This is a genomic window from Halodesulfovibrio sp. (genome assembly GCF_015482765.1).
GTDB lineage: Bacteria > Desulfobacterota > Desulfovibrionia > Desulfovibrionales > Desulfovibrionaceae > Halodesulfovibrio.
Genome location: NZ_JADMLB010000041.1, coordinates 25,000 through 38,036, shown reverse-complemented (window position 1 = coordinate 38,036; position 13,037 = coordinate 25,000). Strand labels below are relative to the sequence as shown.

Annotated in this window: 9 protein-coding genes; 3 read left to right on the top strand and 6 right to left on the bottom strand. The window is 41.4% G+C overall.

The genetic code is table 11. The features are described 5' to 3' along the window. Both QZY95_RS06360 and QZY95_RS06355 read right to left on the bottom strand, forming a co-directional pair. Positions 1–250 (bottom strand): hypothetical protein (locus QZY95_RS06360; RefSeq protein WP_290920790.1); only part of this gene is annotated, 250 nt, incomplete at its 3' end. A gap of 331 nt (positions 251–581) precedes the next feature. Beyond that, positions 582–1,064, bottom strand: a complete 483-nt coding sequence (locus tag QZY95_RS06355; protein ID WP_290920787.1) for a phosphate-starvation-inducible PsiE family protein — start codon at positions 1,062–1,064, stop codon at positions 582–584. Between the two features lie 138 nt (positions 1,065–1,202). Between QZY95_RS06355 and QZY95_RS06350 the strand changes: the two genes are divergently transcribed. Continuing rightward, positions 1,203–3,860 (top strand): HAD-IC family P-type ATPase, encoded by a 2,658-nt coding sequence (locus tag QZY95_RS06350; RefSeq protein ID WP_290920784.1) that lies wholly within the window; start codon positions 1,203–1,205, stop codon positions 3,858–3,860. A 49-nt stretch (positions 3,861–3,909) separates the two neighbouring features. Here the strand turns inward: QZY95_RS06350 and QZY95_RS06345 are convergent, their stop codons facing one another. Next, positions 3,910–4,371 (bottom strand): universal stress protein, encoded by a 462-nt coding sequence (locus tag QZY95_RS06345; protein ID WP_290920782.1) that lies wholly within the window; start codon positions 4,369–4,371, stop codon positions 3,910–3,912. Between the two features lie 266 nt (positions 4,372–4,637). Here QZY95_RS06345 and QZY95_RS06340 point away from each other — a divergent pair, with 266 nt between their 5' ends. Beyond that, the gene (locus QZY95_RS06340) at positions 4,638–7,139 is read left to right on the top strand and encodes a phosphoethanolamine transferase (RefSeq protein ID WP_290920779.1); all 2,502 of its coding nucleotides are present in this window, start codon (positions 4,638–4,640) and stop codon (positions 7,137–7,139) included. Positions 7,140–7,348: 209 nt separating this feature from the next. Here QZY95_RS06340 and QZY95_RS06335 read toward each other — a convergent pair whose 3' ends face one another. Further along, positions 7,349–8,509, bottom strand: coding sequence for an arginine deiminase-related protein (locus QZY95_RS06335; protein ID WP_290920793.1), 1,161 nt, complete (start codon positions 8,507–8,509; stop codon positions 7,349–7,351). Continuing rightward, a complete protein-coding gene (locus QZY95_RS06330; RefSeq protein WP_290920775.1) occupies positions 8,485–9,564 on the bottom strand; it encodes a linear amide C-N hydrolase in 1,080 nt (359 codons plus the stop codon). The genes QZY95_RS06335 and QZY95_RS06330 overlap by 25 nt, the downstream gene beginning before the upstream one ends. Positions 9,565–9,788: 224 nt before the next feature. Between QZY95_RS06330 and QZY95_RS06325 the strand changes: the two genes are divergently transcribed. Next, positions 9,789–11,747, top strand: a complete 1,959-nt coding sequence (locus tag QZY95_RS06325; protein WP_290920772.1) for a hypothetical protein — start codon at positions 9,789–9,791, stop codon at positions 11,745–11,747. Positions 11,748–11,889: 142 nt separating this feature from the next. Here the strand turns inward: QZY95_RS06325 and QZY95_RS06320 are convergent, their stop codons facing one another. After that, positions 11,890–12,318 (bottom strand): DVU_2496 family lipoprotein, encoded by a 429-nt coding sequence (locus QZY95_RS06320; protein WP_290920770.1) that lies wholly within the window; start codon positions 12,316–12,318, stop codon positions 11,890–11,892. Positions 12,319–13,037 lie beyond the last annotated feature (719 nt).

Sequence of the window (13,037 nt, the reverse complement as noted above, 5' to 3'; positions counted from 1 at the left end):
ACGCCTTCTCGTCGGAGTGGAATGCATTGAGAAGATTTTCCAGATCGTCAATGTCCCGAAACAACTCTATATTAACGCCGAGAACCCATTCAGGGCGATGGGCAAAGGCATTGTCCAGAACATACATGCGTTGGTTACGCATAGGCCGCCCGTAGGGGATGCTGTTCCAATTAGGCATGGTTTCCACAATGGGGTGTAACACCGACCAGATGGAAGTTTTAGTTGCTCTGCCAAGACTTACGGTGGTCATTTGCGGTGCAAGCCTGCGCAACTTGGTTGGAAGCTCTTTAGGAATCTAATCACCACTGAGAAGCGACAGCCTGAGGGAGGCAGAAAGTGTTTTTTCCGTTCCTTCGATATGGGGTACCAGCATTTGCATAAGCGCAGGCGACGGGGGTTCAAATCCCCCTGGGGACGCCAAGCAATTTAAGCTCTTACACGAAAGGGTAAGAGCTTTTTTGTTATTATACGGTTAATGCGCATTGTTTGTGGTGTTTAGGCACAGCTTGTATTTTTATCTATTTCCAGCCGAACTATTCCCTTCTCAAGTAAGTTAGAGAGAGTTCTTTTAAAAGATGCTCCTACTTGCTTTCTTCTTTTTTTCCTAAAAACCAATAAGTCACGCCGAGGCACAGTACAACGAGGCCAATGGCTGCAATATCTTGGGCATTTGTATATTCTAAATCCAGTACGATGATTTTTCGAGCTGCCGCCATGAGGGCGGTTGCCACAACCATTCGAACATGCAGAACGTCTTCGCGTAGGTACATCGTGATGTTTGCAAATATTTCAATTGCGATGAGTACCGCCATGAAAGCACTAAATGTTGCTAAGATGTCGTGAATGTTGAGCAGCATAAAAGGCGGCTCAAGTATGCGTTGGTATAATACCCAAACGACATCAAAAATGCCCCAGATTATGACAAATGTCATGAGTATTGCCAGACACTTGACCGCCAGCCTGATGTTTTTTTCCAACAAATTGATAAGTGGATCTTCTTTACCAAGTATATTGCACTTTTCGCGTAACGTAAGATCTTGGCTCTGCTTTTTTTCGTTATGCATAATATCCTCATGTGACAAGGTGGTAATTCTATATTTATAGCAGACCCGTTATGATTCAGGCAAATTGTTTTGATTATCTTGTTCCTGTCATGAATTCTGATATGCTTTAAGGGATGCCACTTTCACAAGGAGATGACTATGGAATGGTATACTCAATCTCAAGATGAAATATTCAAATCGTTTGATGTAGACTCTAATGGTTTGACTCCTGAACGGGTTGAATCGCTACGTGAGCGTTATGGTGAAAACAAGGTGGGGAAGGAAGAAGATGTTAACTATTGGCGTCTTGCTTTTCATCAATTGAAAAGTCCTTTGATTTTAATATTACTCATTGCTGTTGTCGTTACTCTCGCGCTTGCCGAATATATTGATTCTTTGGTTATTGCAGCGGTTATTCTTTTGAACGGGATTATTGGGTTTGTTCAAGAAGCAAAAGCAGAGCGCAGTGTCCGTTCCTTGCAACAAATGATTACACCCAAAACTATCGTTACCCGTGGCGGTAAAGAGATGGAGATACCAAGCGCCGCGTTAGTTCCAGGCGACATCGTCTCCTTGGTTTCAGGCGCAATGGTTCCTGCAGACGTCCGGTTGTTTGCCGTAACAGAATTGCGAGTTGATGAGTCCATGCTGACGGGTGAATCTGTTCCTGCAATCAAGTCGACTGAAGCTTTAGAAGAGAGCGGTTTATCTCCCGGTGACCAAACCAATATGGTCTTTATGGGCACGATTGTTGTGAATGGCAGGGCAAAAGGTGTGGTTGTCGAAACCGGCGATCGGACAATGCTTGGTATAATTGCTGATACAATCAGGTCAGCAGGCAAAGTTGTTGCTCCGATTCAAGAGAAGATTGAGAAGCTTGCGAGATACATCGGTCTTCTTGTGATGTTATCTACGACCTTACTGTTCTTCTTTGGTCTCTTTTTAGGAACATCTGTAAAAGAGATGTTTTTAACTGCAGTAGCCGCAGCGGTTGCGACAGTTCCGGAAGGTTTACCCATTGTAGTAACGATTGCAATGGCTGTAGGTGTAAAGCGAATGGTGCGGTATAACGCAATCATACGTAACTTACCTGCCGTGGAAACATTAGGTAGCACTACTGTTATTTGTTCCGATAAAACAGGCACTCTTACGGTTAACCGTATGACCGTAACGCAGTTGTTTGATGGAGTTCATGATCTGTCGGTTAGCGGCATTGGTTATGCTCCAGAAGGACAATTTGAAGATTCTCACGGAAATTCTCCTGTGCTGACAGAGGGACAACTTGATGTACTTCGTGTTGGACTGTTGTGTAACGAGTCGAGACTCGTTCAGCGCGATGGTGTTTGGGAAGTAGAAGGAGATCCGACTGAAGGGGCATTAATTGTATCTGCAAAAAAAGCTGGTTTACGGACAGAGCATGAATTAGCAGATTGGCCTCAAAAGGCAATTTTGCCTTTCGAATCAGAGCGTGGGTTTATGGCTACACTGCATGAGAAGGACGGAAAGTCCTATATGTTTGTGAAAGGTGGACATGACCGTTTGATGGAGCTTTGTACAGAGTGTGCGTATAGCGAAGGTTTGAACCGTGATGCCATAATGGAAAAAGCCAGAGAATATGCTTCACAAGGAATGCGTGTTCTCGCCTTTGCTATTAAAGAAATGCCTGAAGGGACAACAGCTATCAGCGATAGTGATGTATCTACCGGCCTCGTTTTTATCGGGTTGCAGGGAATGCTTGATCCTTTGAGACCTGAAGCAATTGAAGCTGTTACAAAATGCCACAATGCAGGTATTCGTGTTGTTATGATTACGGGTGACCATGCAGAGACAGCAACAGCTATTGCACGTAGCTTAGACCTGCAAGGAGCAGAGTCTGGTGCTGTTACTGGTACACAGTTGACTGGCCTCGATGAAAATGAACTGGATGCGATGGTGCGCAGAACGTCTGTTTTTGCACGAATTGCACCTGAGGATAAATTTCGTATTGTTAATGCGTTGAAACGACAAGGCGAGATTGTAGCTGTAACTGGTGATGGTGTGAATGATGCTCCTGCCCTTAAGACTGCACATATCGGTGTTGCTATGGGTAAAGGAGGCACAGATGTGGCACGAGAAGCGTCTGATATGGTTCTTGTTGATGATAACTTCTCAAGTATTTTTCATGCGGTACGTGAGGGGCGCATTGTTTTTGACAACCTTCGTAAGGCCGTTTTCTTCTTACTGCCGACTGGGCTGGCAGCGATCTGGTCCATCCTGTTAACAATGGTTGTGGGTATCCCAATTCCCTATGTTCCAGCACAGTTGCTGTGGGTTAACATTGTAACGAACGGTTTGCAGGATGTGGCTTTTGCATTTGAGCCAGGAGAGAATGATGTTGAAGAGCGTCCTCCGCGCCCTACGCAAGAGGGTATTGTTAGCAGTTTACTCATACAGCGGACAGTGATTGTTAGTGTTTGTATTGCGCTGGGAGTATTTTTCATTTTTACGCACTCATTGAATTCTGGGTATGAGCTTGAAAAATCACGAACCATGGCGATGACTACTATGGTATTGTTCCAGTTTTTCCAGGCTTTCAACTCTCGTTCTGAATACACCTCTGTGTTCAGAATAAATCCGTTTTCAAATAGATTCCTTTTCTTGAGCATGACGTTCGCATTGCTGGCTCAGGTATGGGTTGTTTCTTCTCCTACAATGGAATTTATTTTCCGTACGAGACCATTGAGTTTGGGAGAATGGGGCATGTGTACTTTGATTGCATTCTCGGTTGTTTTGGTCATAGAAACTGATAAATATTTACGACGAAGATTCCGTAATTAATGAAGAAAAAAGCCCCCTGCATGCAGGGGGCTTTTTGTGTCCAGTTTAATTAGGCAAAACATGCGTGTTCAGGGTAGTGATGGCGCATATGTCTGGTCACAAGTACCGGGCAGTTTGCACCGTGCAATACCTTAATAGCGACGCTTCCCATGATTGCTCCTTCAATTGCGGAGTGCCCACGAGATCCCATAACAATCAGGTCACTGTTTATTTTATCAGCAGTATTTAAGATTGTATTACCGGTTTCACCAGCTTTAGCGATGGTATCAACAGTGGCTCCGCATTCCTCCATCATCGCCTTATATTCTTGTAGGATTTCCTCTGCATGACTGGACAGCTCGTCTTTAATAATTTTGAGCCCTCTTCCTGTCAGTAGCTGGCTAATTGGTCCGTAGACATTAAGGATTGTTACTTTGGCACCAGTCTGTACGGAAAGATACGCTGCATACTTAGCTGCATTTTTTGACGAAATTGAACCATCTACTGGAACAAGTATTCTTTGGGGTTTCATCCTGTGCTCCTTGAGGTAATTATTCAATATTTGAGGGTAATGTTATAATTTTACCACACAGGAAATTAACAGCAAGGGAGCAGGGTGATATTGTTCACATGCTAAGACAATCAGTCGTTTTTAACTGGCAACAACAGAAGTTAATGTTGATGTAGTGATATTATCCTAAGATGATTGAAGATTGTTTGATATTCGATATAGTTTGTGTCTTGACTATGTGTTGCTCCTCAATTAGTCGACTTATGTCTATTAGAGGAGGGTAACATATGGATATTGTAAGTAAGTTTTTAGTGTCGCTGGTTGTGGATAAAAACAAAAGGTTTAATAGTCGTCCTTTTCTGATAACTCTATTTGTAGTTGTAACATATTTATTTAGCACGTTTTTATTTCATGATATAAGATTTAGAATAGCTATTCCACTTTTTTGGGGAGGTATACTATTGTATATGGATAGAAACAGAATGCTGCTACAAGGGATTCTGTTTTATCTTGTCACAATACTTTTCTTTATAACAGATACAATTACTTTTGGTTCGCTTCATTCCGCGCACCAAATTAGCTATACCATAATGAATTTCGCATTACTTCTTGTATTATGTATGGGGAATAAATGCTGTGGTCTTATAAAGCATTATATTGCGTTCAGTGTAATTTCTGTGGAGTACATCCTTGTTTTAATTGCAATGGGATACCTCGACTACTATGTGCTGTATAGTGTACCTGTTACAGCAGATGTATTATTAGCAATGATGCAAACAAATTTATTAGAGGCAAGTGAGTACGCAAAAGATCAAATTTCAATATACCTTATAATCCCTTTTTTGCTAATAAGCATATGTTTTATCTTTTTAATAAAGAAAAATGAAAGAATTGAGGCTAAAGTAAGTCGATTAGATTTTTTGCTACTACTTTTTTCTCTCATGTTATTTGGAGTAGTGTATTTTCAAAATGCAAGGTTATTAAATATAAGCAAATTTATTGCTGGGTATCAGAAAGAAGTCGCTGCATTTAAGAGAATGAAAGAAGCACTTTCAAACAATAAAGAAACTTTTACAGCGTACAAAGCTCCTTCACGAACAAATGAAACGTATGTGATTGTAATAGGTGAATCATTAAACAAGTATCATATGGAGATTTATGGTTATCCTAGGCATACTACGCCAAAACAGAAACGAATTCTTCAAGATGAAGGTGCTATTCGATTTGATGCTGTTTATTCAAACCATACACACACTGTCCCGACCCTTCAGTATGCTCTTACAGACGCAAACCAACAGAATAAAAAAAAGCTTTTAGACTCCGTATCACTGCTAGACGTTTTTAAAAAAGCTGGTTTTGAAACATATTGGCTTACTAATCAGGCATTGTATGGATCGTGGGATACTCCTCTATCAGTTATTGGAACGAGTGCAGATCATGTAATTTCTTTGAATAAAAGTTATGGGGAAAAAATAAGGACTCAACGATATGACGAGGACTTAATTCCTTTCTTTGATGAGGTGCTCAAAAAAGTTTCGCATAAGAATAGAGTGATTTTTATCCACCTTATGGGAAATCACGGTTCTTATCGAGAGAGATATCCAGTCGGTGCTGCATATTTTAAAGATGAGTTGCCAGCAAAGCTGTTTGGATCAACACGATCTGAAAAGTGCGTTGTGCGGGTAACAGGTTATGATAATAGCGTGAGGTATAATGATAAAGTTGTGATGGCTCTTTTTGAATTATTTCAAAAACACACCGTAAATACTTCAGCAGCTTTTTTATATCTCTCTGATCATGCAGATGATGTTGTTCAAGGGCGTCGACATGATTCAGGCCGGTTTACATATGATATGACACAAATTCCATTCTGGATGTGGTTTTCACCAGATTACAGAAAGGACTACCGCGAGACATTTACTTGCTTGAGTGGTAATAAAAAGAAGCTGTACTCGAATGATTTTTTATTTGATACGATGCTTGGAATTACCAATTTGAAAAGCGACCATTATAACGCGTATGGAGATATTTCGCGGAAAGACTACTTTCTTCCTGCTTCTACGGCTAAAACAGTGCATGGTACAGTTGCATACGCCAATATTAAGAATAGCTTTTTTTGGTTGCCTGCTAATGTCAACGCGATGAAAGCCCGTCATAAGCGTGTCGGTGTGCAGGAAATCACCACTATTGGAAAACTCAAAGAAGCAGTGTGGTTAGGGTGTTCAAGCGTTGTAATTCCAGTAATATATGAAAATGAAAAAATTTGGATCTGGGGGTCTAAGAATACCGTTACGCTAACGGATCTATTTTCTTCAGATTTTTTTGAGTTGGAAAAAATTGTTTTACAAGTAAAAAATACTACAGGATCAAATGCTGATTCATTTTTTAATGAATTAAATGAAATAAATAAAAAAAATCATTTTAGAGAAAAGGTAATTGTAGAGCTTGAATTACCAACGGAAGATATCTCCATTGGTTTTGGGGCAGGTTGGACAATCGCGTATAATATTGATTCACTATTTTTGCAGAAAAAAAAGTCTATTTTGAGTGGTGTTAGAAAGAATTTAAATAAGCAAACAGTCCACACTGTAGCTGTTTCTAGAAAAAATTTTTCATTGCTGGATAAACTGGTTAGTCAGAGTGTTAAAAAAGACTTTTTAGTTCTGCTTTACGAAGACAATATGCTATCGGCTCCTCATCTAGTAGATTCGGTAATGGCTACAGAAGAATCTGGACATTTAACTGTTGGTTGTCATTATTTTGATTATCCTTCTCGTTTTTCTTTTTAGTTTTACTGTATGAAGGTATGCTATTTTTTAAGCTAATTATTTTGGAATTTTAATGATACTACCCCTGAAGTGATATGCCCCCCCCATTAGGTAGACTGGGTAAGATTGGGTAAATAGCATTTATTATCGGGTTGGTTACAAAAAGAGACAACGTTGTTAATCTACGTTGCCTCTTTTTGTGATGTAGTTACTATGAATTTACGTATATTTTATTTTTTTGATGTCCTGACTAAAGGATGGTGCCAGCATCTGAAGCCGCCTGCATACTGGGTTATCGCGTCAAAAGGTGTTTCGATAACTTCCTGTCCGGCGTTACGCAGGTTTTGAGCAAGTGAATCTAGACCGGTTGAGATCATGATCGTTTTTTCATCAATAACAAGCCCGTTACAGGCTAGTTTCTCTTTTGCATCTGTAAAAGGTACATCAATGAGTTTCCAGTCGTTGAGGAAATCAGGAAGTCCGTCAACAAAGGCTTCACGGCAAATGACTGCTAACCCGGGACGGGGAGTTGCTAGACAGCAATCTAAGTGCAGGAATTTGGGGGTGAGTTTTATTTCGTGTACGGCATACTCTGCACCTAGATATTGTCGTAACCACGCGATTCCTGCACTGTTACTTGCGTTTCCGGAATTACCTACATAAATGTCTTTTCCAAAAAGAAAAACGTCTCCACCTTCCAGGAAGGGCCCCGGTCCCCACGATCCGTCTTTGTCTTCTTTGGTTGGGATTGCCACTGGCATTGAAACAACTTGTGCATTGCTTTCTGCCAACCTATTTGCGATTGCGCTTCTGATACCAAATCGTTCCCGCCGTCTTAGCGGTATAAAGAGTTCTGTTTCGATGTATTTATTTCCTATGACAAGCATTGGGTCTCGCGGAAAGAATTGAATGACACTAGGTGGAAAAATTCGAGAAAGGTAAGCATTTTCGTCGGAGGTTACTTTGTTTGGACGATGTACAGTGACACCTCGTTTCTTCAAGATAGTTATCGCAGTATCCATTTGTTCACTGGCCTTGGCGAATGTCTTGGGGTCTGCTTCCTCTAAGGTTTTTCCAAGGTTTGCTTCAAAGAATTTTATCCCTTCTGTTGGCGCATAATTATAAACAACATCGGGTAATTTTTTGGGGATCACCAGATTTGGAATTCCGCAAACAACCTCTTTAAGAGTTCCCCATTCATAATGAACTGACACGGCATGTTCCTCATTAGGCATCTTGGTTGTAGATTGTGCAGCCTGAGCTTTATTGGCGAACGAGAATCCAGTGGCTGCGACAGCAGTTGTTAATAAAGATTGTTTACAAAAATTGCGTCGCGACGGGCTGTGACGTATGTTTTTTACCCTCATTACTTTTCTCCACGTTCTTTGCACTTTTTCCAAACTGCTTTCCCTTCACCTTCAGATGCCTGTGCTGCTAAGTCCGCACACATTGGAGTTGTAAAGTCTTCAATGTCAGACATAGAAAAACGGATGTCGTTATACGTCTCAAGATTTCTGAGTTTAAAAGAACCGGTGTCCAGATTGTACACGTATTGTATCCAAGTGGAGTAAGGAGCTTGGGTTGAAGGATCTAAGATTTCTTGAGGCACAAGGGCGCCTGCATCAAATGTACTTTGAAGTTTGGCTTCCGTTTGAGGCCAGTTAAGGCCTTTCCAGCCTTTTTGATTTTTGGTTGTCCATATTAGCCGCAGGTTTCTGTCCTTTGAGCTGATGCTCGAAGGTATTTTTTTTGAAACATCAGGATCTTCTAAATCAAATTGTGCAACGTATGCTCTGTGATCTTGCTGTAAGGGAGAGTTCGCCATAACTCGAAGATCTTCTTCTCCATGATGGACAATTACTTTTCCCCCTTTATTGAGCTGGATGAGCATAATGTCACCAGTCTTATCTTGAACTGAGAAATGTAATCCGTGTTTTCCTGCTTCAGGCAATTCCGAATTCCAAGCTATTTGAAATTTTCCTGCTTCAAATGCTTTTTTAGCTTCTTCAACAGTTGCAAAATTTTCTGCAAAATAGCTAACAACATCAGCCATATTTACAGCTGGAGCACCTGTGTCTTTGTATTCACCTATGAAGGGTTTAGAGGTGTCCATATAGAGTACAGAAGCACTGAGGCCCTGATCGTTGATTGCTTCAGCAGCAGTGCCATGAAAAACATCATGCTCTTCTAACGATACGGATTGGTACTTACTTACCCATGTTGCAGGAACATTGTATTCTGGAACGGGGCGAGTTTTTCTTTTCTCATTTTTAGGGTGCACACGGGCGATTGTTCCAAGCTTTTTATCCCAATCCAGTGTTCTGACAACACTTTCACCGTGATCGGTTGTAATAAGAATTCGAGAGCAGGCTATTGCTGAGCTGTACCATATTGAACAGCTTAGGATTGTAATAAAGAGAGTTGTCAAAAATCTTACCAGAGACATACACTCCTCCTTTCATTTTTAGGAATATTTTCTCAGCTTTTTGTACCTGCGCAAGGATAAGGTCTTGAGGAATGAGTGGGAGGGAGTACTAGTGATGTGCTTAACTCTTTTGATGGGAATACCTTTGTTGTGCGTAAACTGCCTTACGCGAAGTTATCATTATGCTGAGTCTGGGGGCTACGTATACTTTTGCAGTATTACTTTTATGACTTAGGAGAACTGCAATGTGTAAATGGTTTGGCAGGTTACAGTGTGTATTACATACCTTCGTTTTTGTATTGATATCTGTTTGCTGTGCTTCAGCTATGACGGTGCATGTTTTTTCCGAGAAGACCCCTGTAGTTCAAGCTGAAGTTGTCTTGTGGCAAGTTGTAGCAGACGGAACTCCTAAGAAGCTTGAAGCTGGAAAGACTGATTTGCAAGGGAGGGTGACATTTTCAGAGCATCCTTCAAGTCCTGATCGCCCGCTATACCTAGTCAGTTCCGCTGGCAAGATAGACAATAAGAACGTTGGTGCATTGACGTTACTGGCGATTCTTCCATCGTCCTCCATTCAGGAGGTTGTCGTAAACGAACTGACAACCATTGGTTCCATCTGGCCGAATGCACAGCAATTTGATGCAAAACAAGGGCTCAGTGGCTCTGTTAACGGAGTGAAAATTGGCTCTGCACAAGTTCCCAATTTGGTAGATGTTTCCACTGGGCGCTTTGGAAAGACTGTTTTGAACGGAGAGAACCTGACATTCTCAGAAACAGTTGCTCGTATGAATACATTAGCAGCGCTGGTTAGCTTGTGCGGAAGTAATGAAAAGAAGGGACGTTGTAACGAGTTTCTTTCTGTAAGTGGCGCCAGTGATACCCTTGAGGCATTGCTGCTTGTGGCGCGGACTCCTTACCAGAATACCAACGTGTACTTCGATCTTTTTGCAAAGGCGTATCCATACCCTGAAGGTGAGGGGCGTCGAGCTACGAGCTTTTTGCCTTATTTAAGTTATGTCCCTAACGACTTCTCTTTAATGGTTCGCTTTAGCGGTGGCGGGGTTTATTCACCGGGGAGAATGATGTTTGATACCAACGCGAATCTTTGGAGCGGACAAAACTGGATGCCTGGTTCACAGTCTGGATTGAATACTTCCATTGGCGGTGGTGTTGCGCGACTTGCGCCGGACGGGTCAAGTCTTTCTCCTGATCTTGTTGGTTATAACGGACAGGGAATAGACGGAATTGGTTGGGGGACAACAGTATCTTTAGATAAAGTATGGGTTGCTGGATTTAATAAAAAAATCGGTGTGTTCGATTTAAACGGAAAACCCCTTGGACCTGCAAAAGTAAATGGTTCTATTGGAATGCTGCAAGGAGTAGCAACAGCGCAAAATGGTGACGTTTGGGTGTGTGATTACCAAAAGGATCAGCTAATACGATTCCCTGACGGAGATCACACAAAAGGTGAGATTGTAAAGGTTGACGGATTGCGAGGGCCTTTTGCAGTAGTGATAGACAGCAAGAACATTGTTTGGGTTACGAATGCAGCTTCCGACACGGTAACGCGTTTCCCTGCAGATGATGTAAAGCAGGCGAAGCAGATTACCGTAGGAGTTTCACCGCGTGGAATAGCGGTAGACTCTATGGGGAATGTTTGGGTCGCAGCGAACCTTTCCCCTGGTTACCCCCTGCCTAAGATTCCTAAGGGAACAGGCATTATGGAAGAATTCAGGATTTCTATTGAGAATTTATTAGCTAATGAAAGCAAGATCCCAGTTACAGGAAATGTGACAATGCTTAGCTCAAGTGGGGAAGTTGTAAAACCGAATCTACTGAACGGTGAGTTGTACTGTGGATGGGGCGTAAGCATCGATGGTGTGGATAACGTATTTGCTTCGAATTTTATGGGAACTGGTTTTATGCATGTTTGTGGTGCAGCAGAAGGAGTGTGCCCAAAAGGTAAAAAAGCTGGAGAGTTAATCCATGCATATCAAAGTGGTATTTTACAGGAAGTTACAGATACCATGATAGATGATGCTGGTAATGTTTGGGTTGCAAACAACTGGGATGTTATCGATGCGTTGATTCGAAAAGACCCTGATAGAAGAACCGCGACATCTGGAGGCGGTACGGGGATTGCCGTGGTGTATGGTATCGCTAAGCCGGTGAAAAATCCGCTTATTGGTGTTGTGCGTAAGTAGTTGAGTAGTTTTGTTTTTGTACAAATATGGTTTGTTGTCTGTAATCAGAAGGCGCTTCGGCATAGTATGCTGAAGCGCCTTTTTTGTAAGTATGAAGTTTTTTAATAGCAGCTAGTGTGAGTTTGCACGAGATCTGAAGCTGTTACTCCGTCGCTCTGCTGCGAACGATACGAAGTTTATTCAATCGGTAATCGCTTTGCGAGATTTCATAGACATCGTCTTCCCATGTCGCATCAAGCTCGAAGATATGCCAAGTTAACCCTTCAGGGAGTGTTCCTTTTTGAAGTAATACTTTTAACCCTTTTTGTGCAGCGGAGATGGAGGGGTAAACCTTTCCGCCACCGTAGCTTCCGTCTTTTTCTAAAAAGGATTGAGGGAAAATATCAGGAACATTTTCTGCCTGAATAGGTCCAAGCTTTACAGGGGGCTTACCTTTAGCAAGTGCAATATCGTAACTGGAGTCCCCTATGGTGTATACTTTGGCGCACAACCCTTGATGGGGAAAGAGCAGGGTGAATCCACAGAAGAATGAAAGAAGCAGTGCAAGATATAGGTTGGAGCGATGTTTCATATTTCGTCCTTTGTTTTACGTGTGTGACAGTGTAATTTCTGCTGCCGTAAAGGGGGACGTAGGTGTAAGGTTGCTACTTACTATAGTTTGAAATGCAAAACACCTGATGTTCCGTTAAATATTGACGGCGAATTACGCTGTGTTGACGCTATTACAGTCTGTAAACTGCCTGTAGAGCATTGAAAGCATAATCAATACTCTGTAACGGTCTGATTGTCCTTTAGAAATTTTAAGATCGAAAAAAGGATTGTCACTTTTTGTGGCTATGTACTGTGTTTTTTATAGAGACATAATTGTTGTGAAGGTGCTTCTGCATGTATCTGTAGAGGCCTTTTTTTATGTATTAGTTAGTTGCACAAAGAGTTTGAGAAGTCTGTTTTTGGATGTTTGAAGCGGAAAAGCAGAAAAATAAGTCTGAATAAGAAATAAATTTTAATAACTATCTGATAGAAAAGGATTAATTTGGGAAAGTTCTTTTTCCTAAGAAAAAACTTGACCTTCCCCTTAGGGGGCAGGGCTACGTTTACGCATACTCAAAAAAGGTTCGCGAATATTTCGCGAAAAAATCTTTACTATTTTAGGTGGTTACTTTTTTATCCTGCGTAAGAATTATCTTCGGTTACTCATTTCAGCATCTATCAAAAGTGAATTTGATCAAAAGCTGAAGGCTATTACATGAAGATAACCTTTACTTCACACTGATTTCTTTCTGTTTCTAT

Excerpts from the sequence above, each read along its gene's own strand:
- QZY95_RS06355 (WP_290920787.1), bottom strand. The coding sequence starts at position 1,064 with ATGCATAACGAAAAAAAGCAGAGCCAAGATCTTACGTTACGCGAAAAG.
- QZY95_RS06350 (WP_290920784.1), top strand. The coding sequence starts at position 1,203 with ATGGAATGGTATACTCAATCTCAAGATGAAATATTCAAATCGTTTGAT.
- QZY95_RS06345 (WP_290920782.1), bottom strand. The coding sequence starts at position 4,371 with ATGAAACCCCAAAGAATACTTGTTCCAGTAGATGGTTCAATTTCGTCA.
- QZY95_RS06340 (WP_290920779.1), top strand. The coding sequence starts at position 4,638 with ATGGATATTGTAAGTAAGTTTTTAGTGTCGCTGGTTGTGGATAAAAAC.
- QZY95_RS06330 (WP_290920775.1), bottom strand. The coding sequence starts at position 9,564 with ATGTCTCTGGTAAGATTTTTGACAACTCTCTTTATTACAATCCTAAGC.
- QZY95_RS06325 (WP_290920772.1), top strand. The coding sequence starts at position 9,789 with ATGTGTAAATGGTTTGGCAGGTTACAGTGTGTATTACATACCTTCGTT.
- QZY95_RS06320 (WP_290920770.1), bottom strand. The coding sequence starts at position 12,318 with ATGAAACATCGCTCCAACCTATATCTTGCACTGCTTCTTTCATTCTTC.